Annotated in this window: 26 protein-coding genes; 14 read left to right on the plus strand and 12 right to left on the minus strand. The window is 60.7% G+C overall.

Going from position 1 to position 24,481, the window contains the following annotated elements; all coding sequences use genetic code 11:
* Positions 1 to 111 precede the first annotated feature (111 nt).
* Together ACR0DB_RS17595 and recR are read left to right on the plus strand one after the other, a co-directional pair.
* Complete coding sequence (locus tag ACR0DB_RS17595) at positions 112 to 456, plus strand: YbaB/EbfC family nucleoid-associated protein (protein ID WP_170355334.1); 345 nt, start codon at positions 112 to 114, stop codon at positions 454 to 456.
* A gap of 63 nt (positions 457 to 519) precedes the next feature.
* Positions 520 to 1,113 carry a recombination mediator RecR gene (recR, locus tag ACR0DB_RS17600; protein ID WP_480552288.1) on the plus strand — a complete coding sequence of 198 codons (594 nt, stop codon included), beginning with the start codon at positions 520 to 522 and terminating at the stop codon, positions 1,111 to 1,113.
* 70 nt (positions 1,114 to 1,183) lie between these two features.
* On the opposite strand, the gene ACR0DB_RS17605 is transcribed toward recR, so the two are convergent.
* Entirely contained in the window at positions 1,184 to 1,681 is a 498-nt protein-coding gene (locus ACR0DB_RS17605) for a lactoylglutathione lyase family protein (RefSeq protein WP_480505333.1), read from the minus strand.
* Positions 1,682 to 1,878: 197 nt separating this feature from the next.
* On the opposite strand from ACR0DB_RS17605, the gene ACR0DB_RS17610 reads away from it, so the two are divergent.
* A complete protein-coding gene (locus ACR0DB_RS17610) occupies positions 1,879 to 2,367 on the plus strand; it encodes a hypothetical protein (protein WP_480552289.1) in 489 nt (162 codons plus the stop codon).
* Here ACR0DB_RS17610 and ACR0DB_RS17615 read toward each other — a convergent pair.
* Positions 2,364 to 3,005: a ribonuclease T2 family protein gene (locus ACR0DB_RS17615; protein WP_480552290.1), complete on the minus strand. Its 642-nt coding sequence runs from the start codon at positions 3,003 to 3,005 to the stop codon at positions 2,364 to 2,366. The genes ACR0DB_RS17610 and ACR0DB_RS17615 overlap by 4 nt on opposite strands.
* 131 nt (positions 3,006 to 3,136) lie before the next feature.
* Between ACR0DB_RS17615 and ACR0DB_RS17620 the strand changes: the two genes are divergently transcribed.
* On the plus strand, positions 3,137 to 3,898 hold the full coding sequence (locus tag ACR0DB_RS17620; protein ID WP_170774713.1) for a DUF1013 domain-containing protein: 762 nt from the start codon (positions 3,137 to 3,139) through the stop codon (positions 3,896 to 3,898).
* 53 nt (positions 3,899 to 3,951) lie between these two features.
* The gene (locus tag ACR0DB_RS17625) at positions 3,952 to 4,344 is read left to right on the plus strand and encodes a hypothetical protein (RefSeq protein ID WP_170783039.1); all 393 of its coding nucleotides are present in this window, start codon (positions 3,952 to 3,954) and stop codon (positions 4,342 to 4,344) included.
* Positions 4,345 to 4,382: 38 nt separating this feature from the next.
* Here ACR0DB_RS17625 and ACR0DB_RS17630 read toward each other — a convergent pair whose 3' ends face one another.
* Both ACR0DB_RS17630 and ACR0DB_RS17635 read right to left on the minus strand, forming a co-directional pair.
* Positions 4,383 to 5,414 carry a permease gene (locus ACR0DB_RS17630; protein WP_480552291.1) on the minus strand — a complete coding sequence of 344 codons (1,032 nt, stop codon included), beginning with the start codon at positions 5,412 to 5,414 and terminating at the stop codon, positions 4,383 to 4,385.
* Positions 5,407 to 5,715, minus strand: coding sequence for an ArsR/SmtB family transcription factor (locus tag ACR0DB_RS17635; protein ID WP_480505327.1), 309 nt, complete (start codon positions 5,713 to 5,715; stop codon positions 5,407 to 5,409). The genes ACR0DB_RS17630 and ACR0DB_RS17635 overlap by 8 nt, the downstream gene beginning before the upstream one ends.
* 118 nt (positions 5,716 to 5,833) lie before the next feature.
* Here ACR0DB_RS17635 and pdxR point away from each other — a divergent pair, with 118 nt between their 5' ends.
* From pdxR to ACR0DB_RS17665, 6 genes are all read left to right on the plus strand, one after another.
* On the plus strand, positions 5,834 to 7,294 hold the full coding sequence (gene pdxR / locus ACR0DB_RS17640; protein ID WP_480552293.1) for a MocR-like pyridoxine biosynthesis transcription factor PdxR: 1,461 nt from the start codon (positions 5,834 to 5,836) through the stop codon (positions 7,292 to 7,294).
* A gap of 126 nt (positions 7,295 to 7,420) precedes the next feature.
* Positions 7,421 to 9,199 (plus strand): sulfoacetaldehyde acetyltransferase, encoded by a 1,779-nt coding sequence (gene xsc, locus ACR0DB_RS17645; protein WP_480552294.1) that lies wholly within the window; start codon positions 7,421 to 7,423, stop codon positions 9,197 to 9,199.
* Between the two features lie 5 nt (positions 9,200 to 9,204).
* Entirely contained in the window at positions 9,205 to 10,218 is a 1,014-nt protein-coding gene (gene pta / locus ACR0DB_RS17650) for a phosphate acetyltransferase (RefSeq protein ID WP_480552296.1), read from the plus strand.
* A 56-nt stretch (positions 10,219 to 10,274) separates the two neighbouring features.
* Positions 10,275 to 13,121: a molybdopterin oxidoreductase family protein gene (locus ACR0DB_RS17655; protein ID WP_480552297.1), complete on the plus strand. Its 2,847-nt coding sequence runs from the start codon at positions 10,275 to 10,277 to the stop codon at positions 13,119 to 13,121.
* 97 nt (positions 13,122 to 13,218) lie between these two features.
* Positions 13,219 to 13,968 (plus strand): 4Fe-4S dicluster domain-containing protein, encoded by a 750-nt coding sequence (locus tag ACR0DB_RS17660; RefSeq protein ID WP_170783045.1) that lies wholly within the window; start codon positions 13,219 to 13,221, stop codon positions 13,966 to 13,968.
* Positions 13,968 to 14,840, plus strand: a complete 873-nt coding sequence (locus ACR0DB_RS17665; RefSeq protein ID WP_480552299.1) for a dimethyl sulfoxide reductase anchor subunit family protein — start codon at positions 13,968 to 13,970, stop codon at positions 14,838 to 14,840. The genes ACR0DB_RS17660 and ACR0DB_RS17665 overlap by 1 nt, the downstream gene beginning before the upstream one ends.
* 97 nt (positions 14,841 to 14,937) lie before the next feature.
* Here ACR0DB_RS17665 and dapA read toward each other — a convergent pair whose 3' ends face one another.
* Entirely contained in the window at positions 14,938 to 15,810 is an 873-nt protein-coding gene (dapA, locus tag ACR0DB_RS17670; RefSeq protein WP_170783047.1) for a 4-hydroxy-tetrahydrodipicolinate synthase, read from the minus strand.
* Positions 15,811 to 15,944: 134 nt separating this feature from the next.
* Between dapA and ACR0DB_RS17675 the strand changes: the two genes are divergently transcribed.
* Complete coding sequence (locus ACR0DB_RS17675; protein ID WP_480552301.1) at positions 15,945 to 17,909, plus strand: lytic transglycosylase domain-containing protein; 1,965 nt, start codon at positions 15,945 to 15,947, stop codon at positions 17,907 to 17,909.
* On the opposite strand, the gene ACR0DB_RS17680 is transcribed toward ACR0DB_RS17675, so the two are convergent.
* Together ACR0DB_RS17680 and mnmC2 are read right to left on the minus strand one after the other, a co-directional pair.
* Positions 17,883 to 18,752, minus strand: a complete 870-nt coding sequence (locus ACR0DB_RS17680) for a DMT family transporter (RefSeq protein ID WP_480552303.1) — start codon at positions 18,750 to 18,752, stop codon at positions 17,883 to 17,885. The genes ACR0DB_RS17675 and ACR0DB_RS17680 overlap by 27 nt on opposite strands.
* Positions 18,749 to 19,414 carry a tRNA (5-methylaminomethyl-2-thiouridine)(34)-methyltransferase MnmC2 gene (gene mnmC2 / locus ACR0DB_RS17685; RefSeq protein WP_480552304.1) on the minus strand — a complete coding sequence of 222 codons (666 nt, stop codon included), beginning with the start codon at positions 19,412 to 19,414 and terminating at the stop codon, positions 18,749 to 18,751. The genes ACR0DB_RS17680 and mnmC2 overlap by 4 nt, the downstream gene beginning before the upstream one ends.
* 55 nt (positions 19,415 to 19,469) lie before the next feature.
* On the opposite strand from mnmC2, the gene ACR0DB_RS17690 reads away from it, so the two are divergent.
* Positions 19,470 to 20,504, plus strand: a complete 1,035-nt coding sequence (locus tag ACR0DB_RS17690) for an NAD(P)/FAD-dependent oxidoreductase (protein ID WP_480552305.1) — start codon at positions 19,470 to 19,472, stop codon at positions 20,502 to 20,504.
* Here the strand turns inward: ACR0DB_RS17690 and ACR0DB_RS17695 are convergent.
* From ACR0DB_RS17695 to ACR0DB_RS17710, 4 genes are all read right to left on the minus strand, one after another.
* Entirely contained in the window at positions 20,496 to 21,287 is a 792-nt protein-coding gene (locus ACR0DB_RS17695; protein WP_480552306.1) for an HTD2 family dehydratase, read from the minus strand. The genes ACR0DB_RS17690 and ACR0DB_RS17695 overlap by 9 nt on opposite strands.
* A gap of 39 nt (positions 21,288 to 21,326) precedes the next feature.
* Positions 21,327 to 21,869 (minus strand): NADPH-dependent FMN reductase, encoded by a 543-nt coding sequence (locus ACR0DB_RS17700; RefSeq protein WP_480552307.1) that lies wholly within the window; start codon positions 21,867 to 21,869, stop codon positions 21,327 to 21,329.
* A 112-nt stretch (positions 21,870 to 21,981) separates the two neighbouring features.
* Positions 21,982 to 22,644, minus strand: coding sequence for a YiaD family glycine zipper/OmpA-like lipoprotein (locus ACR0DB_RS17705; protein ID WP_480552309.1), 663 nt, complete (start codon positions 22,642 to 22,644; stop codon positions 21,982 to 21,984).
* Between the two features lie 118 nt (positions 22,645 to 22,762).
* Positions 22,763 to 23,455, minus strand: a complete 693-nt coding sequence (locus ACR0DB_RS17710; RefSeq protein WP_170774750.1) for a helix-turn-helix transcriptional regulator — start codon at positions 23,453 to 23,455, stop codon at positions 22,763 to 22,765.
* A gap of 102 nt (positions 23,456 to 23,557) precedes the next feature.
* On the opposite strand from ACR0DB_RS17710, the gene ACR0DB_RS17715 reads away from it, so the two are divergent.
* Positions 23,558 to 23,743, plus strand: a complete 186-nt coding sequence (locus ACR0DB_RS17715; protein WP_170774752.1) for a hypothetical protein — start codon at positions 23,558 to 23,560, stop codon at positions 23,741 to 23,743.
* Here ACR0DB_RS17715 and ACR0DB_RS17720 read toward each other — a convergent pair.
* Positions 23,740 to 24,387, minus strand: a complete 648-nt coding sequence (locus tag ACR0DB_RS17720) for an RluA family pseudouridine synthase (protein WP_480552311.1) — start codon at positions 24,385 to 24,387, stop codon at positions 23,740 to 23,742. The two genes, ACR0DB_RS17715 and ACR0DB_RS17720, sit on opposite strands and share 4 nt — an antisense overlap.
* Between the last annotated feature and the right edge of the window lie 94 nt (positions 24,388 to 24,481).

Genomic DNA, 24,481 nt, shown 5'->3' on the forward strand with positions numbered 1-24,481 from the left:
AGGAGAGGTCTTGCAAAAGACCGCGACGACGGGCGGGAGGGCACTGCCCCCTTGTGCCGCACGGGCGCTGTCCGTATCTAGGCGACAAACCGATTAGCAGGAGAAAACGTAATGCTTAAAGGACTCGGCGGTCTGGGCGATATGGCCAAGATGATGAAATCCGCGCAGGATCTGCAGACCAAGATGACCGACATGCAGGAAGAACTGAACAATCTGATGGTTGTCGGCGAATCCGGTGCTGGTCTGGTCAAAGCCACTGCCACCGCCAAGGGCGAACTCAAAGGTCTGGACATCGACCCCTCGATCTTCAACGGCGACGACAAAGAGGTCGTCGAAGACCTGATCCTTGCCGCTATCAAGGACGCGCAGACTAAAGCCGCCGAACGCGCGCAGGCCGAGATGGCCAAGCTGACCGAAAGCATGGGTTTGCCCGCAGACATCAAGCTGCCGTTCTGATAGACACTCCTGACGGTCCAAAGGCCGGGCACCCTGCCCGGCCCCTGTGCAGGGGTATGCGCGTTGAGTTCGAACAGCGACATCGACAATCTGATCGACCTGATGGCCAAACTGCCGGGGCTTGGGCCCCGCTCGGCCCGTCGTGCGGTGCTGCACCTGATCCGCAAACGTGCGCTGCTGCTGACACCCCTGTCGGACGCCATGCAGCAGGTCGCCATCACCGCCCGCGAATGCTTGAACTGCGGCAACGTGGGCACCACGGACATCTGTGACATCTGCGACGCCGAGGCCCGCGCCACCGGAGAGCTGTGCGTAGTCGAAGACGTAGCCGACCTCTGGGCGATGGAACGCGCAGGCGTGTTCAAAGGCCGCTATCACGTGCTGGGCGGGACACTCTCGGCACTGGACGGCGTCGGCCCGGACGAACTGCGCATCCCGCGCCTCAAGCACCGGGTCGCGGCCGAAGGAATCACCGAAGTCATCCTCGCCCTGAACGTCACCGTAGACGGCCAGACCACAGCCCACTACATAGCCGATCAGTTGGAGGGGCAGGTCCGCCTGACCTCACTAGCCCAAGGCGTGCCGATTGGGGGCGAGCTGGACTATCTGGATGACGGGACGATTACGGCAGCACTGAGGGCACGAAAAGAGCTCTGAACTTAGCAAAACGGCAGCATCTGGAACGCTTTGGCCCCTTCCGGCCACACACAAGCTTCGGTCTCATATGTCAGGTGTAAGCCCCCGACGAGTAGGTCAATTCGTAGGAATGGCTATAAATCTCGAAGACAATGCCAAAGGGGTCTTCGACATAGACCATACGGTAGGGCTTCTCACCGGGATAATAGTATCGAATTGGCATCCGCTGCTTGCCACCCGCTGCAACGATTTTTTCCACCAAGCCTTCGACATCCGGGTCTTGGACGCAAAAATGGAACGTACCATTCTGGCGAAAGTCGATATTGTTTTCCGGTACATAATTCCCGTCAAACTCGAAAAGCTCGAACCCAATGCGATCAGCAGTCGCGAGATGTGCAATACGTAGTTTTTTCCATTCCGGACCAAACACATCGGTACACATGACACCAATATCCGTATCATCCTCTACTACATCGGTCGGCGGCATGATCACGTAGAAACCAAGGACTTCGGAGTAGAACTGTACAGCCTCGTCAACGTTTGGAACGGACAAGCCGATGTGAGAGAAAGCTCTTGGATGTTGCGGCATAGCTCGCTCCTTGTTTTATGAGACGAAAACTATTGTGCGACAGCCAAGTTTCAAGCGTTCCCTTGGCAAGGCAAAGCCGGGTTCCGCCATGCACATAGGTGTTCCTTCGTGGCGACATCAGTCAAGAATGGCCTTTGCCTGCCGCACGCGGCGTGTACTATGGCTTTGACCTTGTCCATTTGATTTTAGGAACTGTAATGAAACGCCTTTTTGCTGTCGCACTTGCCGCCTTTACAGCCACTACTACGTTTTCGCAGCAGCTAATCGACAAAGGCTTTGTCGACGGCTGGAACATCATGATGGACCCCGCGCTCGGCAACGGGTGCTTGATCCAGACGGTGTATCAGGACCTCTCGGTCGTGCGTATCGGCTATGATGCGTTGGACAATCGCGGGTATTTTGCCGTCTACAACAAGGCTTGGGGTGATATCAAACAGGGCGAAAGCTATCCGATCCGTTTTGAACTGGACGGCCAGAGCTTTGATGCCACTGCCATCGGGTTCAACCAGCGCGATGTGCCCGGTGCCACCGTCTTTTTCACCGACCGCAGCTTTGTCGAGGCAATCGCAAAGAACAGGACGATGACCGTCTACAACCCAGCAGGCGAAGTTGTGATGGCGATTGACCTTAAAGGCACGGCCAAAGCGCTGGACTATGCGCGCGATTGCCAGAACCGCAAGCTCTAGCGAATCGGGTCGAACAACGCATCCTTGGCCGCGCAGTCGCGGATCACGTCCAGGCCACAGGGCACAGGCGACAGATCGCGGGACAGGCACAGGCGGACCTCTTCGATATAGCCCTGTTTGCAGGTGACGGTGATCATGTCGCGCTCCAGCGCGGGGTTGGCCTTGAGAAACGCCTCTTCCACCACCGAGGCGGGCAGCTTGACCGAAGCGTCCAATTGACGGAACACCTGTGGACGGGCGACGCCCTCATAAGCCCGCCGCGACAAGGCGTAGTAGTCCAATGCAGACAGGCCCGAACAGGTTCCGTGCTTTTTCCACTGGTGCCACGCCAGACCTGACGACCCCTGAATATCCGCCATCTCGCGCGTCATCGCGCGCGACGGCGGGGCGTTGGAGGTCGGGCAATAAGACGGCCAGCCTTGATGAAATTGCGGCCAAAGCCCGTGCAGGATCCACCCATGATCATGCCGCGCATCGCATTGATCAGAGCCGCGCGCATCGCCTTCGCGCGCGCACCAGTTGGGCGACCAGCTCAGCGACAGGACGTAATAGTCGAACACGCCCGCTTTCTCGCCGTCGGCCAATGCGACCAACCCGCTGAACGCCCAAATGACCAGCGCTAAAATCCCGTGGCGCATTCGCCTCTTCCCTTCTTGTCTTTGCGCGACTATATAGGCGCGAAGTTCCCCGACAACGGAAACCTGCCCCAAGATCACGGGGCCGCCGAATTCCGGCGACGGGACAGATGTATGCATTAGGAGGCAGGCTGATGGCAAAACCGCTTATGGCCAAAGCAACCGCCGTTTGGCTGGTGGACAACACCACGATCAGTTTCAAGCAGATCGCGGATTTCGTAGGAATGCACGAGCTTGAAGTGCAGGGCATCGCAGACGGCGACGTGGCTGCTGGCGTCAAGGGTTTCGACCCCATCGCCAACAACCAGCTGACCCAGGACGAGATTGACTCGGCGCAGAACAACCCGCTGCACAAGCTGAAGCTCAAGTTCAACGCCGCTGCGGCAGGTGAGGAAAAGCGCCGTGGCCCGCGCTATACCCCGCTGTCCAAACGTCAGGACCGTCCGAACTCGATCCTGTGGCTGGTTAAGTTCCACCCCGAGCTGAGCGATGGACAGATCGCCAAGCTGGTCGGCACCACCAAGCCCACCATCCAGTCGATCCGCGAGCGCACGCACTGGAACATCGCCAACATGCAGCCGATCGACCCGGTTGCGTTGGGCCTGTGCAAACAGTCCGAGCTGGACGCGATTGTCCAGAAAGCCGCCGCGAAGAAAGCCGCCGAAGGTGGCGTCATGAGCGATGATGAGCGCCGCAAGCTGGTTTCGACCGAGCAGTCGCTGGAAATGGACGCCGCACCGAAAATCCCGACCGCCATCGAAGGGCTGGAAACCTTCTCGCTGTCCGATGACCCGGTCGAGGAAAAAGACGATGAGCCGATCATCGACGCCGATAGCTTCTTCAACCTGCCCAAAGGCGGCGGCAACGAGGAAGAAGACGAAGATCCGCGCTTCTGATACTTAATCAGCCCCGGTCCGAAACGGCCGGGGCTTTTTTGCACGAGATACCTATGCTGAATGCTTTGTCCTCTGTCTTCGGCCCGCACCGTGCGGTGTCGATCTATGCATTTCTGAAAACATGGGGCCTGCTGATGGTGGCGATCGTCGGCACAGTCTCGGTCGCAGCAGCGCTGCTGATACTCAACGATGACGGCGCGCATGAACACGACTCGTACCTGACGGTTGCGGTTTTGACGGCGACCCCGATGAATGGAGACTTGAAACACGGCGTCATCGCGTCGGTTCAACTGCCCGACGGGTCCACCATCTCGATCGACGAATCCAAGGAACACGTAGCTCGCACCGTCGGCGATACCGCCTGCGTCGAAAAACGCGTCTACGTCAAAAGCCAAGAGCCCCGGTACCGGTTCAAAATGCCGAGCCTCTGCGAGGCCAACCAATAAGCAAAACCGCCCGGAGGCATCTCCGGGCGGTTTTTCCTTTAGATCATCTGAAAGATAACCCCTGCGATGATCGCCCCGGTGACCCCCAGCCCAAGGTAGGTCGCAAAGACCCGTGGCTTGACCAGCGACCACACTGCCGCCATCGCTGGGATCGAACTGACCGCACCCGCAATCATGAAAGACATCGCCGCGCCTGCGCTCATCCCCTGCTCGGTCAACCCCGCCAGCAGCGGCGGCGCGACGTAAGAGTTCAGATAGGCGGGCATTCCGACCAGCGCCGCGATCACGATGGGCACCACGCCCTCACCGCCCACCACACGGGCAATCAGATCAGCCGGCACATAGCTGACCAACAGCGCCTCAAGCACATAGGCCAAAGCCAGCCATTTCAGCAGGAACATACCGTTCTGGACGAACTCGGCGCGGAAGCGCGTGCGGCGTTCGGGCTCTTTCCAGAAGGCCCAGACCGGTTTCTCGTCCTGTTTAGGTCCACAACCGCAGCACCCGGCAGGTTTATAAACGCGCAGAGGTTCGGCGAACGCTCCGCCGCGCATCAAGGCACGCACCACGAAGCCTCCGAACAGACCCAAAGCGACGGCGGCGACGGCCTTACCGATGGCAAACGGCCACCCCAATGCACCCGCCGTGATCAGCAGGGTCGGCGGGTCGATCAGAGGCGAGCTGAGCCAGAACGCCATAACCGCAGATAAAGGCGCGCCCAGCGCTAGCAGACCGGCGATAAAGGGGATCACCTCGCAGGAACAGAACGGGGCCAACCCTCCGAACAGGGCGGCGAGGAATATCATCCGCGTTTCGCGCCCTTCAAAAGCGCGGGCGACCATGACCTCGGCCCCCGTTGCTTTGAGGTAGGACAGTAGCAACACAGCGAAAAGGATATACTGCCCGGTATGCGCCAACGCCTTGCCTGCAAACGTTACCACTTCGGTCCAATTGGCCGGGTCCAGAACGGCGACCCCAATCAGAAGGACCAAGATCACCGCCCAAGGTGTCTTGATCAGGTCCTGCGCAACTTTCGCCGGAACCTTCGGGTTTTGTGTTAGCTCAGCCATCGTTTGCGGCCTTTCCCACTTCGTCGGCGCAGCACTCGGACAGGATAAACTGCGCCAGTTTCCTCAACTCGTCATAGTTCGCGCGGTTGATCGTGGTTCGGCCGATCTTCTCCTGCTGCACCACCCCTCCGGCGGCCAGAAACCGCAGGTGATGTGCCAGCGTTGACGGTGCAATCCCGGTTCGGTCCTGGATCTCTCCAACCGTCAGACCGGCCTCACCGGCGCGGACCAGCGTTTTTAGAACCTTCAGCCGGGCCTCGGACCCCATGGCAGAAAATCCCGCAGCGGCGGCTTCCCACATTTCACAACTCCATTAAACTAGATTTCTAGTTATTTAAGTTATTCGCATCGCCCCGTCAACAGTCAAAAATGCGTAAGTCCAGATTGCTCCCCCCATAAGTCCACCCTATAAGATACGCATGGGTATTTCGGTCGACACTTTCTTTCTGGAACTCAACGGTCAGGGCACTCTGCAAGCGCAGATCCAGCAGATGATTGCCGAAGGTATCCTGTCAGGCCGTTTTCATGTAGGTGAGAAACTGCCCTCATCCCGCAAACTGGCTGCCCATCTGGGCGTCAGCCGGATCACGGTGACGTTGGCCTATACGGAACTTCTGGCCAATGACTATCTAACAGCCAAGGGGCGGTCGGGGTATTATGTGTCGGAAAACGCGCCGGTTCCCCCGAAATACACGCCCACCCCGCGCGGCGACGAGACTGTGGATTGGAGCACCGCCCTGGCGCGCAAATTTTCGGACGGGGACACTCTGACAAAGCCCAGCGACTGGCGCGATTACCGCTATCCATTCATCTACGGTCAGGCCGACCGGTCGCTGTTCGATCATGCCAACTGGCGCCTGTGTGCGGTGCGGGCGCTGGGACACAAGGATTTCGATTCCCTGACCGGGGATTATGTCGACCAGGACGACCCTCTTCTGGTCGAATTCATCGCCCGCCATACCCTACCCCGCCGCGGGATCGCCGCAAGACCCGAAGAGATTCTGATCACGCTGGGCGCGCAGAACGCATTGTGGTTGGCCTCGCGCATCTTATTGAACCGCAATCGAACGGCGGTGATCGAGGACCCTTGCTATTATGCTCTGCGCGATCTTTTAAGCCATTCAGACTGCAAAATGGCTCCGGTCGCCGTGGACCGTGACGGGCTGCCGCCAGATGCGCTGCCCGAGCAGACCGATGTGATCTTTACCACCCCCAGCCACCAAAGCCCTACCACTGCCACCATGCCGGTCGAACGCCGCACTGCCTTGCTGGAGCGCGCCCGCGCTTTGGATGCGATGGTGGTCGAAGATGACTATGAATTCGAGATGGCCTTTCTGGGTGCGCCCTCTCCTGCTCTGAAATCCATGGATCAGGACGGGCGGGTGATCTATGTAGGCAGCTTCTCGAAGTCGCTGTTTCCCGGACTGCGCCTTGGCTACATGGTCGGGTCCGCCCCGTTCATCCGCGAAGCCCGCGCCCTTCGGTCGCTGGTTCTGCGCCACCCGCCGGGGCATGTCCAGCGCACGGCGGCCTATTTCCTGTCGCTTGGCCATTACGATGCACAGATCAGGCGCATGTCCAAAGCGCTGGCGTATCGACGCGCAGCGATGGACAAGGCGGTTGAACTCCATGGTCTGACCGTCGCCGGTCGGGGGATCATGGGTGGCTCATCTCTGTGGATGTCAGCCCCCGAGCATATAGACACGACCGATCTGGCCCGAGCCTTACAAGACCAAAGCGTGCATATCGAGCCCGGCGCGCCCTTCTTTTCTGGCGCAAACCGGCCGCGGAATTTCTATCGCCTGGGCTATTCTTCGATCCCGCAGGACCGAATTGATCCAGGAGTGAAACGGATCGCCGAGACGATCCGCAAAGCTTGACTTCGATCTGGACCTAACCCGCCCTGACTTCTGGCCCTAACGCCACCCTGTCCCTTGCGCCAAAACCATATCTAAAGGCGGGGCTGCCAGCCCGGCCAAACTCATATATGCGCGGAGATCAACCAGATGAAAATGACCACCGAAGAGGCCTTTGTTAAGGTTCTGCAAATGCACGGGATCGAACATGCGTTCGGGATCATCGGCTCGGCCATGATGCCGATCTCAGACCTGTTCCCCAAAGCGGGGATCATGTTCTGGGACTGCGCGCACGAGGGCAGCGCCGGCATGATGGCCGATGGCTATACCCGTGCCACCGGCAAAATGTCGATGATGATCGCGCAGAACGGCCCCGGTATCACCAACTTTGTCACCGCCGTCAAAACCGCCTATTGGAACCACACCCCGCTGCTGCTGGTCACGCCGCAGGCCGCGAACAAGACCATCGGTCAGGGTGGTTTCCAGGAAGTCGAGCAGATGAAACTGTTCGAAGACATGGTCGCCTATCAGGAAGAGGTCCGCGATCCGACCCGCGTGTGCGAGGTTCTAAACCGCGTGATCATGCAGGCCAAACGCGCCAGCGCCCCTGCGCAGTTGAACATCCCGCGCGATATGTGGACTCAGGTTATCGACGTCGACCTACCCGCGATTGTGGAATTCGAGCGTCCCTCGGGCGGTGAAAGCGCCGTAGCGCAGGCGGCCGAGCTGCTGTCGAACGCCAAGAATCCAGTGATCCTGAACGGTGCGGGCGTGGTTCTGTCCGAAGGCGGGATCGAGGCATCCAAGGCACTGGCCGAGCGTCTGGATGCGCCGGTATGTGTCGGCTACCAGCACAATGACGCCTTCCCCGGCTCGCACCCGCTGTTCGCTGGCCCGCTGGGCTATAACGGCTCTAAAGCCGGGATGGAGCTAATAAGTGAGGCAGATGTGGTTCTGTGCCTTGGCACCCGCCTGAACCCGTTCTCGACCCTGCCGGGCTATGGCATGGAATACTGGCCTGCCGATGCCAAGATCATTCAGGTCGACATCAACCCTGACCGGATTGGTCTGACCAAAAAGGTCTCGGTTGGCATCATCGGCGATGCGGCCAAGGTGGCCAATGGCATTCTGGCAAATCTCAGCGACACAGCTGGCGACGCCGGTCGCGATGAGCGCAAGGCGAAAATCGCTCAGAAGAAATCCGCGTGGGCGCAGCAGCTGTCCAGCATGGACCACGAGGATGACGATCCGGGCACCACATGGAACCAGCGCGCCCGCGCGGCCAAGCCCGACTGGATGAGCCCCCGCATGGCGTGGCGCGCGATCCAGTCCGCCCTGCCGAAAGAGGCGATCATCTCGTCCGATATCGGCAATAACTGCGCCATCGGCAACGCTTATCCGTCCTTCGAAGATGGCCGCAAATATCTGGCCCCTGGTCTTTTCGGTCCCTGCGGCTATGGCCTGCCGTCGATCATGGGTGCCAAGATCGGCTGTCCGGACGTGCCGGTTGTGGGTTTTGCGGGTGACGGTGCCTTTGGCATCGCAGTAAACGAACTGACCGCCATTGGACGCGAAGAATGGCCCGCGATTACGCAGATTGTCTTCCGCAACTTTCAGTGGGGGGCCGAAAAACGGAACTCGACGCTGTGGTTCGACGATAACTTCGTAGGCACCGAGCTGGACACCAAGGTCTCTTACGCCGGTATCGCGCAGGCGTGCGGCCTGAAAGGCGTTGTCGCGCGCACCATGGACGAGCTGACAGCAGCCCTGAACCAAGCCATCGAGGACCAGAAGAACGGCATCACCACCCTGATCGAAGCCATGATCAACCAAGAACTGGGTGAACCCTTCCGCCGCGACGCGATGAAGAAACCGGTGGCCGTTGCAGGCGTCACCGCCGATGACATGACCCCGCAGGCCGGGGCGTAATCGGCGTGAAGCCTCTGCGCGCCATTCTCGGGACGGCAAGCGCGTCGGACAAGATCATCGCCCTGTCCGAGGGCGACGATCCCCGCGTTGTCGAAGGGGCCGTCAAGGCCGTGAAAGAGAATGTGGCGCGGATCATCCTGATCGGAGACAGGGCCGAGGTTTCGACCCTTCTCAACGCACATCAGGGATATGACCCGGATTGGATCGACATTCACGACCCGGCCACCTCTGACCTGACGCCCGGCCTTGCGCAGGCCCTGTATGAGCGGCGCAAGCACAAGGGTTTGACGCTGGATGAGGCGCGCCAGCAGATCACCAACCGCCTGACCTATGCTGCCATGCTGGTGCAACAGGATATCGCCGACGGCACGGTCGGCGGAGCGGTCGAAACCACCTCGGACACCGTGCGCGCCGCGTTGCAGATCATCGGCACCGCGCCCGAGGCGGCGATGGTGTCCAGCTTCTTCCTGATGCTGTTCTGTCAGGACCATCACGACGTCAAAGGCGCCCGCATCTTCGCCGATTGCGGTCTGGTCGTGGACCCTGACGCGCAAGAGATGGCGGAAATCGCCCGTGCCTCGGCTGACTCCTACACCACCCTGACTGGCGACACAGCGCGGGTTGCGATGCTGTCCTTTTCTACCTCGGGCAGCGCAGACCACCCCAAAGTTTCCAAAGTGGTCGAGGCCACACAGATCGCCCGCGCCAAGGACCCAACCCTGCTGATCGACGGAGAGCTGCAATTCGACGCTGCCTTCGTTCCCGAAGTCGCCGCCACCAAGGCCACGGACTCACCGCTCAAGGGTGAGGCAAATGTCTTTGTCTTCCCCAGCCTGAATGCTGGGAACCTCGGCTATAAAATCGCCCAGCGCATCGGTGGGGTCGAGGCCATCGGCCCAGTACTGCAAGGGCTGGCGAAACCCGCGAACGACCTGTCGCGCGGTTGTTCGTCCGAAGACATCCTGCACATGATCGCCGTCACCGCCGTTCAGGCGCAACACAATGATGCCGGGACATAAGTCGTCCCAAGGCATGAAAACGAAAAAATTATTCCGATTTTTCGCAAAACGTGGGAATGATCGGGTCGCAAGCTGAAAAGGGGGCGCATTTGAACCAGCCAGTGATCGACACCTCGCCCAAGGTTTCCGACGAGGTCCGCAAGACCACCTGCTACATGTGCGCCTGTCGCTGCGGCATCAATGTCCACATGAAGGACGGCAAGGTTGCCTATATCGAAGGCAACCGCGACCACCCTGTGAACAAGGGCGTTCTGTGCGCAAAAGGCAGCGCCGGGATCATGCAGGTCAACGCGCCCTCACGCCTGCGCAAACCGCTGCGCCGAGTTGGCCCACGCGGCTCGGGTGAGTTCCGCGAGATCGAGTGGGACGAGGCAATCAGCACCGCTGTCGGCTGGCTGAACGAGCTGCATGAGACCGCCCCGCAGAAACTGGCCTTTTTCACCGGCCGCGACCAGAGCCAAAGCTTCACCAGCTTCTGGGCGCAGAATTTCGGCACTCCCAACTATGCAGCCCATGGCGGGTTCTGCTCGGTCAATATGGCGGCGGGTGGCATCTACACCATGGGCGGCGCGTTCTGGGAATTCGGCCAGCCCGATTGGGAGCATACCAAGCTGTTCATGCTGTTCGGCGTGGCCGAGGACCACGACAGCAACCCGATCAAGATGGGGATCGGCAAGATCAAGGCACGCGGCGCACGGGTGATCGGTGTGAACCCGATCCGCTCGGGCTATAACGCGGTAGCCGACGATTGGGTCGGGATCACACCCGGCACCGACGGTCTGTTCATCCTGTCGCTGATAAATGTGTTGATGAAAGCGGGCAGGATCGACCTCGATTATCTCAGCCGTTACACTAACGCGCCTGTTCTGGTGAACGCCGCCGAAGGCCCCGAGAAGGGGCTGTTCCTACGCGACGACGACGGCAAGCCACTGGTCATCGACCGCATGACTGGCGAACCAACTGCCTTTGACAAACCCGGTGTCCGTCCGGACCTTTCAGCCACCTATGACAAAGACGGCGTTACGCACCGCCCGGTCTTTCACCTGATGGCCGAGAAATACCTGTCCGACGACCACGCCCCCGAAAAAGTCGCCGACCGCTGCGGCATCCCGGCCAAACGCATCCGCGCGATTGCGGCCGAAATCGCGCGCGTCGCCTTTGACGAGGCGATCGAGCTGGACCACGAATGGACCGACTTCCGGGGCGAGACGCACTCCAAAATGACAGGCCGCCCGGTCAGCTTCCACGCCATGCGCGGCATCTCAGCCCATGCCAACGGTTTTCAGACCTGCCGCGCCCTGCACGTGCTGCAAATCCTGCTGGGCACGGTCGAGGTCCCCGGCGGTTTCCGCTTCAAACCACCCTACCCCAAACCGGTCGAGGCGCACCCCACCCCGCACGGAGACCGCCGCCCCGGTCGCCCTCTGGAAGGCCCACACCTTGGCTTCCCACGCGGCCCCGAAGACCTGCTGCTGGACGAACACGGCAACGCGCAGCGCATCGACAAGGCGTTCACCTGGGAAAACCCGATGTCGGCCCATGGGCTGATGCATATGGTGATCTCGAACGCCGCCGCTGGTGATCCCTACAAGATCGACACGCTGTTCATGTATATGGCGAACATGTCGTGGAACTCCTCCATGAACACCAAGGGCGTGATGGAGATGCTTTCGGCCAAAACCGAAGACGGCAAATATGTCATCCCCAAGATCATCTACTCGGATGCCTATTCCTCGGAAATGGTGGCCTATGCCGACCTGATCTTGCCCGACACCACCTATCTCGAACGGCACGACTGTATCTCGCTGCTGGACCGCCCGATCTGCGAGGCCGATGCCGCCGCCGACGCGATCCGCTGGCCAGTGGTCGAGCCCGACCGCGACGTACGCGGGTTCCAGTCGGTTCTGATCGAACTGGCCAACCGCATGAGCCTGCCGGGCTTCACAAACGAAGACGGCACGCCCAAATGGAAGGACTACGCCGACTATATCGTCAACCACGAACGCAAACCGGGTATCGGACCGCTTGCGGGGTTCCGGGGCGAGGATGGCGACAAAGAAGGGCGCGGCGCGGTCAATCCAGACCAGCTGAACCGCTATATAGACAATGGCGGCTTCTACGTCGCCCATATCCCCGAAGGTGCGGATTACTACAAACCGTGGAACACGGCCTATCAGGACTGGGCGGTCAGCATGGGCCTCTATGACAGCCCGCAACCCTATCTGTTTCAGCTCTACTCCGAGCCGATGCGCAAGTTCCAACTGGCCGCCGAAGGGCACGGAAACAAACAACCCCCCGAGCACCTGCGTCAGCGCCTCAAAGACACGATGGACCCGCTGCCCATCTGGTACGAGACCGACCAGCAGGGCAACGAAGGCTTCACCATCAACGCCCTGACCCAACGCCCGATGGCGATGTACCATTCCTGGGGCACCCAGAACGCGTGGCTACGGCAACTCCATGGACGCAACCCGCTCTACGTGCCGACCAAACTGATGCGTGAACACGGGCTACAAGACGGCGACTGGGCCAAAGTCACCTCGCCCCACGGCGAAATCACCGTTCCGGTGATGGAGATGGCCGCGCTCAACGACAACACCGTCTGGACGTGGAACGCGATCGGCAAACGGAAAGGCGCATGGGCCCTGCAAGAGGACGCGCCCGAAGCCACCAAGGGCTTCTTGCTGAACCACCTGATCCATGAACTCCTCCCCCCAAAAGGCGACGGAATGCGCTGGGCCAACTCGGACCCGATCACCGGGCAGGCCGCGTGGTTCGACCTCAAGGTGAAGATCGAAAAGGCCGATCCGCCATCCGACGCCGAAAGCCAGCCGGAATTCGCCCCGATTCAGTCCCCAGTCGGCACCGGCCCCAAGGACTTGGCATGGAAGGTTGGCAAATGAGCAGGATCCAATCTTCATCTGGCCAAAAATATCCCGGGGAGCGCGAGGGGCTGGCCCCTCGCACCGACCCTCACCACCTACGCGGAGGTCAAAGCACATGACCCAGCTCCCCTCATCGACCGACCGCAAAATGGGCCTCGTCATCGACCTTGACACCTGCGTCGGTTGCCACGCCTGTGTGATCTCTTGCAAAGGCTGGAACACCGAAAACTACGGCGCGCCACTGTCGGATCAGGACGCCTATGGGGCCGACCCCTCGGGCACCTTCCTCAACCGCGTGCATTCCTACGAGGTGCGACCCGCTGAAGGTCCCGCACAACTCATCCACTTCCCCAAGTCTTGCCTGCATTGTGAGGATGCCCCCTGCGTCACCGTCTGCCCCACCGGGGCCAGCTATAAACGGGTCGAGGACGGGATCGTTCTGGTCAATGAAAGCGACTGCATTGGGTGCGGGCTTTGTGCGTGGTCCTGCCCCTATGGCGCGCGCGAATTGGATCAGGCGGAGGGCGTGATGAAGAAATGCACCCTCTGCGTGGATCGCATCTATAATGAGAACCTGCCCGAGGTGGATCGCGTGCCGTCCTGCGTGCGCACCTGCCCCGCCGGCGCTCGTCATTTCGGAGACCTCGGCGACCCGGAAAGCGATGTCAGCAAGCTGGTCGCCGAACGCGAGGGCATGGATCTGATGCCTGAAATGGGCACCAAACCCGTCAACAAATACCTGCCGCCGCGGCCCAAGGACCAGATTGAGGACCAGATCGACATCCTCGCCCCGCTTCTGGCGCCAGTCGCTGAAGAACCCAAAGGCTTCCTTGGCTGGCTCGATAAAACACTGGAGAAGCTCTGATGCATCCAGCCCCTTCCGTCATCATCTTCACTACGCTTTCAGGCCTGGGATTTGGGTTGCTGTTCTTTCTGGGCCTCGGGATGCCCAACGTTTCGGGCTGGGTGGCCTTTGTGTTTTTTGTCATCGCCTACGGCCTTTCGGTCGGAGGGCTGATGGCCTCGACCTTCCACCTTGGCCACCCGGAACGGGCTTTGAAGGCATTCACCCAATGGCGTTCCAGCTGGCTCAGCCGTGAGGGTTGGTGTGCTGTGATCGCTTTGCTCGTGATGGGGCTTTATGCCATTGGTCTTGTTTTCTTTGGCCAACGTTGGGGGTTTTTCGGCCTTATCGGCGCCGGATTCGCCTTGGCGACCGTTTTCACAACCTCGATGATCTATACCCAACTCGAAACGATCCCCCGCTGGAACATGAAACTGACACCAGCCATGTTTCTCAGCTTCAGCCTTGCAGGTGGGTCGCTCTTGGCGGGTCAGACGAGCCTCGCCGTTCCGCTTTTGCTGGCGGCGGCGTTTGTTCAGGCATTTTATTGGTGGCTAGGGGACAAAGCCTTTGCCACCTCTGGCACAGACCTTGGCACTGCCACCGGACTGGGTGCGCGTGGCGCGGTACGGGCCTTTGAACCGCCGCATACGGGAACCAACTACCTTTTGCGCGAATTCGTCTTTGTAGTAGGTCGCAAACACGCCGAGAAACTGCGCATCATCGCGTTTGTTCTGGCCTTCATGGTCCCGGTGTTACTGCTGGTTCTGCCGTTCAGCCATTTCTTTGCCGCCTTGGCGGTGTTGTCTCATATGGCAGGAGTTGCGGTGTCGCGTTGGTTGTTCTTTGCGCAGGCCGAGCATGTTGTTGGCCTGTACTACGGCAAACGATAGGGCACGAGGGGGCCAGCCCCCTCGTGAGCCTGCGGCTCAATTCACCCCCGGTATATTTATGGCCAGATGAAGATCGGACCCGGGTTGAGGCCCGGCGTTACAGCAAGCCCGCGTGTTTCATCGCAGCCTCGATCGCGGCTTTGGTGCTGTCTTCCAATTCCGTGAGCGGCGAGCGGACCTCGGTGCTGCACAGGCCCAGTTTGGACAGTGCGTATTTGGCACCGACAAGGCCGGGTTCGATGAAGATCGCCTCGTGCAGAGGCATCAGACGGTCCTGATAGTCCAGTGCCTTGGCATAGTCGCCCGCGAGCGTGGCCTGCTGGAACTCGGCGCAGAGTTTGGGGGCTACGTTTGCAGTGACCGAGATGCAGCCAACGCCGCCATGCGCGTTGAAGCCCAGCGCTGTGGCGTCCTCGCCCGACAACTGGCAGAAATCCGGGCCGCAGGTGGCGCGTTGCTGGCTGACCCGCGCCAGATCGCCTGTCGCATCTTTGACGCCGATGATACGCGGCAGTTTTGCGAGTTCGCCCATGGTTTCGGGCGACATATCGATGACCGAACGACCCGGAATATTGTAGATGATGATCGGGATATCCGCGCATTCATGCAACGCGCGGAAATGTGCGATCAGCCCTTTTTGCGTGGGCTTGTTGTAGTATGGGGTCACGACAAGAGCCGCATCTGCCCCAACCGTTTGAGCAAATTGCACAAAGCGGATGGCTTCATCGGTATTGTTCGAGCCCGCCCCCGCGATCACCGGCACGCGACCGGCGGCAGCTTTGACCACCTCGGCCACGACGGTTTCGTGTTCATCGTGGCTGAGTGTGGGGCTTTCACCCGTCGTGCCTACAGGGACCAATCCGGTCGAGCCTTCCTGAATGTGCCACTCGACCAGGTGTTTGAGCGTATCCAAGTCCAACGCGCCGTTTGTGAACGGGGTGACGAGGGCTGGCATTGAGCCTTTGAACATGACACGCTCCTTGGTGTGCGGTTAGCAATTTTTTGCCTCGCGCGGCATCACAATCTTGGCGATGTGTGTTGATCCCGGCGGTGCAAGGTTTATCCTGAATGGCTCTATCCTTGGTTGGTTGGGAAATGCAAGGCATGACACGCGTTCTGGCGCTTTTGACAGCTGTGATTCTGATTTCATTCGGGCAAGCAAGGGCCGATGCGGTGGGTGATCTGCGCGCCGGGATGAATGAGATGCGTAAGGGTGACTGGAACGCAGCGTTGCGCGAATCCGGTGCGCGAGGATCGGTGTCGCGCGATATCATCGTCTGGCATTGGCTGCGTGAAGGGTTCGGGACCTCGGGCGATGTACTGGTATTTCTGGATCGACGTCCTGATTGGCCAGGCCTGGCCTGGTTGCGGCGCAAGAGCGAGCCGGCCTTTACCGGGGCTGATCCCGACCGGGTGGTGAAGTTCTATGACGACCTCCCTCCGCAAACCGCTGAAGGGGCACTGAACTACGCCGTGGCACTGAAGGCCAAGGGACGCACCGGAGATGCCGAGGCCGATATCGTGACCGCATGGCGGACCATGCCCATGGGGGCGGGTCTGCAAAAAAACTATCTTGAGAATTTTGAGGCCATGCTGCGGCCTCATCACACGGCGCGGCTGGATCGGATGCTGTGGGATGGCCATTTGGTCAGTGCGGGACAGATGCTGCCTTTGGTCAGCGCCGATCAGCGCAAACTGGCAGAGGCGCGGATTGCCTTGCAAAAACGCCAACCCGGCGTGGATGGTAAGGTTGCCGCCGTACCTAAATCACTGGTGGATGCGCCTGGGCTGGCCTTTGACCGCTTTGTCTGGCGCGACAAGAAAGAGCTGGACGACAGCGCGATTGACCTGATGCTCGCGCGCTCGACCGGGCCCGATGCACTGGGTGAGCCCGACAAATGGGCCGAGGGCCGCCGCCGGTTGGCACGGCTTGAAATGCGCAATGGCAGCGCGGCCAAAGCCTATAAAATCGCGGCCAATCACCATATGACGCCCGAAAATGGGTATGGCTATGCCGATCTGGAGTGGCTGGCCGGGTTTCTGGCGCTGCGGAAACTGAATGACCCGGCCACGGCGGCGCGGCATTTCCAGAATTTCTCGGATGCAGTGGCATCTCCGATCTCGAAAGGACGCGGCGGGTATTGGCTGGGGCGAGCCTACGCGGCGCTGGGCGATGCGGACAAGGCTTATGCGGCCTATGCGATGGGGGCGGACTACCAGACTTCGTTTTATGGTTTGCTGGCAGCCGAACAGATTGGGCGTCCGTTTGACAGCGAATTGGCGAACCCGCGCCGGGCACCACATTGGAAGCAGGCGGATTTTGCCGATTCCAGCGTGTTAGAGGCCGGTTTATTGCTGTTGCAGGCTGGTGAGGACAACCTGTCGGAACGGTTCCTGACTCATCTGGTCGAAAGCCTGGACTCCACGCAAGCCAACCAACTGGGCGATTTGGCCATTGAACTGAAAGAACCCCATCTGGCCGTAATGATTGCCAAGCGCGCAGCCACAGTGGGCATTGTTTTGCCTGCGGCCTATTACCCGGTGCATCCGGTGGCTGATCTGGGTCTTCCGATGGCCAAGGAGATGACGCTGGCCATTGCCCGCCGCGAAAGCGAATTTGACCCCGTCGTGATCAGCGGTGCAGGTGCGCGGGGACTGATGCAGGTGATGCCCGCCACCGCCCAGAACGTGGCGCGGAATCTGGGCATCCTTAGCGGGCACAAGACCTCGAGCCTCACGTCGGACTGGCAGTATAACGCCAAGCTGGGGGCGAATTACCTGTCCGGTCTGGCCGAGGACTTCAACGGCAATGTGGTGATGATGGCGGCTGGCTATAACGCCGGGCCGGGCCGTCCGATCTCGTGGATGGAACGCTATGGCGACCCGCGGGCAGGCGAGATTGACGTGGTCGACTGGATTGAAACGATCCCCTTCAGCGAGACCCGTAACTACGTGATGCGCGTGGCCGAAAGCCTGCCGGTTTACCGCGCACGGCTGGGGCAGCCTGCCCTGCCGGTGCCGTTCTCGCAAGAGCTGACGGGTTCAACCCTGGCGGCGTTCGCGCCATAGGGTGAAGAGGCCCGCCGCAACCACCAAAGCTGCGCCCAGAATGACCGCGGGGCGCAGGGCTTCGCCAAAGACAGAGATACCGATGATGGCGGTCCAGACCAGATGGGAATAGGCAAAAGGCTGCACTGCGCTGGCCTCGGCCAGCTCGTAGCATTTGATCAGCAGCCAGTGGCCCGAGACACCTCCGACGCAGAGCAGTAACATCCACGCCCAATCGGCACGGGCCATCGGCTCCCAGAACCACATGCCGACCAGGGTCATCGCCACTGCCCCGGCTATGCCGGTCCAAAAGAAACTGGTGGCCGCACTGTCCTTGCGGGCCGCATAGCGGGTCAGCAGGCCATACAACGCAAACAGAAAGGCCGAGATCAGCGGCACGATGGCCCACGGGTTGAACACGCCCACGCCCGGTTGCAGGATGATCAGAACCCCGACGCACCCCACACCGATTGCCAGCCAACGCCGCCAGCCGACCTTTTCGCCCAGAACCGGCCCGCTGAGCGCCGCCACCAGCAGCGGATAGCAGATGAACACCGCCATGCTGTCGATCAGCCCCAGCACCGTAAAGGCGAACACGGCCACGCAAACCTCGACCGCCAGCAAGACGCCCCGGAAGACCTGCAAGCCCAACTGGCTGGTCTGTGCCGCTGCCTTTAGCCCTCCGGACGCACGTGCGGCCAATGCGATCACAAAAGCCGCAAAGAACCAATAGCGGATCATGACGACCATGTAGGTGTTGTAGGTCGCCGCCAGATGGCGCGAGATCCCGTCCTGCAACGCAAACACAACCGTCGCCGCGATCATCAGCGCGATACCGGCGCGGATATTGTTCTGCTGGCTCATTCCTTAACCGCGCGGGTCATGTGACGTTTGCGGCCATATCCGGGGGTTCGGGCCACGGTGAAGCCCGCATCGGCCAGTCCGCGCCGAACAAATCCGGCCGCCGTATAGGTCGCCGCAGTGCCGCCTTTGGCCGTGTGATCCGTCACCTGTTGCATCAGGTCCGCGCCCCATAGTTCAGGGTTTTTGGCAGGCGAGAACCCATCCAGAAACCACGCATCCGCCTGCCCTGACCACGCAGGCAGAGTCTTCCGCGCATCGCCTTCGATCACCTCCAGCCGCAGGGTGCCTAGATCACAAGTCCCACCCTGCCATGCGCTTAGAAACCGCTCGGCCCACGGGGTCAGATCGGGAAAGGCAGCCAAGGCACGGGACATGTCATCGCCATCCATGGGGTAGGCCTCGAAACTGGTGAAACTCAGCGGGGCTGTCTGGCCCGAGATCTCCCACGCGGACCAAACCGTCAGCATGTTCAGCCCGGTGCCGAATCCCAGCTCGGCTATGCGGAATCCCGGCGCGAACCGTGCAGGCAGATCATTGCCCGCCAGAAAGACATGCCGCGTTTCCTCCAGCCCGTTCTGGAGCGAAAAATAGGGATCGTCGAAACGGTCCGAGACGGGGATCTGCCCGTCCCGCCATGTCAGTTCGGCACGCTGGTCTGCCATTGGGGAATCCTGTAGCTAAGCGGCGCGACACTGAACAAGGAAATGAGGTTTGGCAATGGTCGATGTGACGGTGCGGGGCGCGGGTATCTTTGGCCTGTCCATCGCTTGGACCTGCGCCCGACGTGGCGCCAAGGTGCAGGTGGTGGACCCGTTTGGCCCCGGCGCAGGCTCCAGCGGCGGGTTAGTGGGTGCGCTGGCCCCGCATGTGCCCGAGAACTGGAACGCCAAGAAAGCCTTTCAATTCGACAGCCTGATCATGGCCGAGCCGTTCTGGACGCAGGTTGAGGCCACGGGCGGCGTCTCGCCCGGTTATGGGCGATTGGGGCGGCTGCAACCCATCGCGGATCAACGCATGTTGGAACTGGCCCACGCTCGCGCGGTGACGGCGACCGAACTATGGCAGCGCCGGGCTGAGTGGCGCGTGGTCGAGACCACTGAAGTAGGCGCATGGTGCCCGCCCAGCCCCACTGGTTTTGTGATCCACGACACGCTCAGCGCCCGGATGCACCCGCGCCGGGCCTGCGCCGCATTGGTCGCGGCGTTGCAGGTTATAGGTGTGCATGTGCAGTCCGATGCACCTGACGTGGGGCAGGTTGTCCACGCCACCGGGTTGGCCGGTTTACAGGAACTCAATAACGCCTTCGGCAAGACGGTCGGCAATGGCGTAAAAGGACAGGCCGCACTTTTGCGCTTTGATGCAGGAGAGGTGCCGCAGCTTTTTGCCGATGCCATTCACCTCGTCCCCCATGCGGATGGCACGCTGGCGATTGGGTCGACCTCGGAACGTGATTATGACGATCCAACCAACACCGATGATGCACTGGACGACGTATTGGACCGCGCCATCCGGGCTGTGCCGCTGCTGCACGGGGCCGAGGTAATCGAACGCTGGGCCGGGGTTCGCCCACGCAGCAAAAGCCGCGCCCCGATGTTGGGGGCACATCCGCTGCATCATGGACAGTTCATCGTCAACGGAGGGTTCAAGATCGGCTTCGGCATGGCCCCGAAAGTGGCCGAGGTCATGGCCGATCTGATGTTGGAGGAACGCGACACCATCCCTGATGATTTCCGCCCCGAGGCCTCACTCTGACCGGCGATGCGCCTCGGCCTGCATACATAGACGCCCGTCGGGGCCGCGCACCCACAGGTCGGATCCGTTCCGGCACAAGGTTGCGGTTTCGAAATGCATCAGCGGCGACGACGCCCGGAAGGAAAACCGCGCCAAAGGTCCCATCTGTGCCTCGGCAAACAGCATCAGCAACTGCGCCAATAGCGGGCCGTGAACGACCAGCCCCGCATATCCTTCGACATCGCGCGCGTAATCCAGATCATAGTGGATACGGTGGCCATTGAAGGTCAGGGCCGAGTACCGAAACAGCAACGTGGTGTCGAAGGCGACTTGCTGCGTCTCGGTCTCATCTGTCCGCGCCTTCGGGGGTGTGGGGGCTGGGCCAGTTGGGTCTTCGCGGTAGACCAGATCCTGCCATTCGGTCACGCACAGCCTGCCCCGCTGCGAGATCTCATGGCGCAGTGTCACAAATCCCAAAGGCCCGCTGCGTCCGGTTTTCCGCGCGGTGCTTTCGCAGACAGAGCGACGCTCGGCCTGCTCACCGGCGACCAGAGGGGTGTGGAAGCTCAGCCGCCCACCCGCCCACATACGGCGTGGCAGGCCCATATCGGGGATCAGGCCGCCCCGTTTCGGATGGCCGTCGCGACCCAGTCCTTGTGGCGGCTCGGTCGTCCAGAAGTAAAGCTGATGAAAAAAAGGCGGCAGCACCGTGTCTGCCGAGATGGAGGGCTTCTGACCCAGCGCGGCCTGCATCGCACAGGCGCGCACCGGGTCGATCATATCGGTCTGGATGTCCTGTTGCATGGGGCCAGACTAGGCATCCGGCCCGTCCCGAACAACCGGTCAGAGACCTGCTTCGGCGCGCAATTTTTGCATCAGGCTCCGCAGCATGTTCTCGTACCTGTCGCTGCGTAGCCGGCCAGCCTCGTCAAACTCATTCGAGCTGTCTGCCAGATGGAATTCGGGCCCTTGTAGAATGCGCGGCTGAAACGGCACCATAAAGCCGCGCAGCACCATCTGGGCGCGCTCACCCCCGGCGCGACCTGCGGCAGCCGACATCACGGCAACCGGCTTGTCAGCCCAGGGTTTTGTCTTGGTGCGGCTTACCCAATCCAGCGCGTTTTTCAGAACACCCGACGGCCCTTTGTTGTATTCCGGGGTCGAGATAATCACCGCATGGGCCTGCGCGATCTGGTCGGACAGTGTTTGAACCGCTGGGGGAATACCCTCGTGCGCCTCCAGATCACCATCATAAAGGGGAAGGTTCAGGTCAGCGTCAATGAAAGTGCCCGCCTCGAACAGGCGTGCCGCCTCGTGCAGCAGCTTGCGGTTGGTGGCGTCTTTGCGCAATGAGCCAGAGAGGCCCAGCAGGATCGGTTCGGACATGAGGAAACTCCGGGTTGTTCGTTTCCTTTTAGTTAGTCCAAGAATGCTGCGCGCCAAAGCATGGTTGACGCGCAGTCACTGTGCATAAATCGCTCTTATCAGAGCGGCCCCGTCAGTTGGGCGTGATCTCGATATCTACGCGTCGGTTTCGCGCTTTGCCCGCAGCGGTCAGGTTCGATGCGATCGGGCGGCTTTCACCCAGACCGATGGTGGTGATCCGCGATCCGTTCACGCCGTTGGCCTGCAGGATATCCGCGACCGAGCGTGCACGGCGTTCGGACAGACCCTGATTATACGACGCCTCACCATCGCTGTCGGTATGGCCGATGACCTCAACATTCGAGTTGGGGTATTTGTTCAGGTTCTGCCCGACCTTTACCAGATCGGCCCGCAGCGCCGGACGCACCGTTGCGCTGTCGGTGTTGAACGTGATGTCGTTTGGCACAGTTACGATCAGGCGGTTACCGGCATTGACGATGATGATACCGTCATTGGCCAGTTGCTGGCGCAGCTCGGCGGCCTGCTGGTCCAATTGGTTACCAATCAGACCGCCACCAGCGGCCCCGATGGCCCCACCGGCCAATGCGCCCAACAAGGGGTCGGAATCATTGGCAATCGCGCCAACGCCCGCGCCAACCAGACCACCCAAAATCGCGCCTTGCTTGGCGTTTTGATTGGGATCAGCGGGCAGGTTCAGCGTACCGGGGTCCGTACAGGCCCCCAAAACCAAAGCCGAGCTAAGCCCGGCGGCAACAAAAAACTTGGAAATCGTCATAAGTTCACCTTCTGCTCTGGCGCCCGTTTGCCGGGGCCACGTTCTTTCCCGCATTATATCGCGCCGCTTGAACGCAGGCTCAAGCAACAATCGGGTGAACGTGGCGGGATCACGCCGTTCAGTGCGGTGGCGTGGGATCAGTCCAAGGGTCCTGTTCCTGCCAGATCGAACGCAAAGGCGCGCCTTGCCCGCAAAAGTGATCCTCGGTCGGGGCGCAGGCCCAGATGCGGTCGGTGCGGAAATGGCGAAACCCGTTGCGCAGCTCGCACCACGCCGCCAGCATGGTGCATTCGATGTGGTAGATCAGCGCGACAGGCCGCACGATACGTTCGGTCCGCTGGCCTTCGGCGTTCACATAGGTGATGCGCAGTTTGCGTTCCGAACGGATCGCCTCACGGTAATTGACAATCGGGACACATCCCTTGGCAGGGTCATCCATTGGCGCGCCCCAGGGGGCCACTTGCAGCCAATCCGCAGGCGCACGCAGGGCTTCGATCTTGCGACACACCCGGTCGGCAGCCTGCTGCAGGGTACTGTCACCCGTCCGGGCCAGCATCGACAACCCAACCCACAGGGCCTCAACCTCTTCGGCGTCGAAATTCAGGGGCGGCAGGTCATACCCCCGCCGCATCATGTAACCGACCCCGGCTTCGCCCTCGATCGGAGTGCGTTGCGCTTGAAGCGCGGCGATGTCGCGGTACACCGTACGCACCGACACTTCGAGCTTTTCGGCCAGTGCCTCGGCTGTGACCGGCGCGTCTGTGGCGCGCAGGATCTGGATGATTTCAAACAAGCGGGTCGAGCGGCGCATCGGCGTCTCCGGGGTTGATCTGCTGACACCTTAACACAGCCCCCTGACAAGGTGGTGTCAGCAGTGACCCGCCAGATTGGACCTGCAACAAAGGAGGTCCCCATGCCAAGCCGCGACAATCATGTGATGATGACACTGCAATTGGGCCCGTGGTCCCAAGGCCACAGGCTGCGCGCCTTCGAGATCGAGCGCGAGATCATGGCCGCGCGCCAACCTTGCGCCCCGCGTCGGCGAAGAAGGCGCTTGTCTCTTGGGAACTTGAAACTGCTATGGGTTGGGCTGTTCTAAAAGTCTGCCTTGGCGCGAAACTTCATCGACGCGCCGCCATCGGGGCTTTTTAGCCTTAACTCCTCGGAATGCAGCATCAGGCGCGGGAAGTCCCGCGCCGGACCCTCGGCATAAAACGGGTCACCTAGAATGGAATGGCCCAACGCCTGCATATGCACCCGCAACTGGTGCGAGCGACCGGTTTTCGGGAACAGCCGAATGCGGGTCGTCTGCCCCTCATGTTTTACTACGCGCCAGTCGGTCACGGCGGGCTTGCCGGTTTCATGACACACCATCTGGCGCGGACGGTTGGGCCAATCGACGATCAGCGGTAGGTCAACGGTGCCGATCTTGTCAGCAACCTGCCCCCAGACGCGGGCGACATAGGTCTTGCGGGTCTGACGCTTTTCGAACTGCATGCTCAGATGTCGCTGCGCATGGGGCGTCTGCGCAAATACCATCACGCCCGACGTATCCCGATCCAGCCGATGCACCAACAGCGCCTGCGGGAACGCGGCCTGAACCCGCGTCAGCAGGCAATCGGCCAGATGGTCACCCCGCCCTGGCACGGATAGCAGCCCCGAAGGCTTGTTGACCACGATCAGGTGGGCATCTTCGTGCAGCACATCCAAGGGTGTCAGGGGGGGATCATAGGCGTCGCTCATGCGCGCCTGCCTATCCTACAGCGCAACCTCCCGCAACGTCGGCCTTGCCTGAACTCAACAGTTCAGCAAATCTAGCCAAAACCCAAGGAGAACA

This window comes from Ruegeria sp. AB6 (assembly GCF_056542685.1).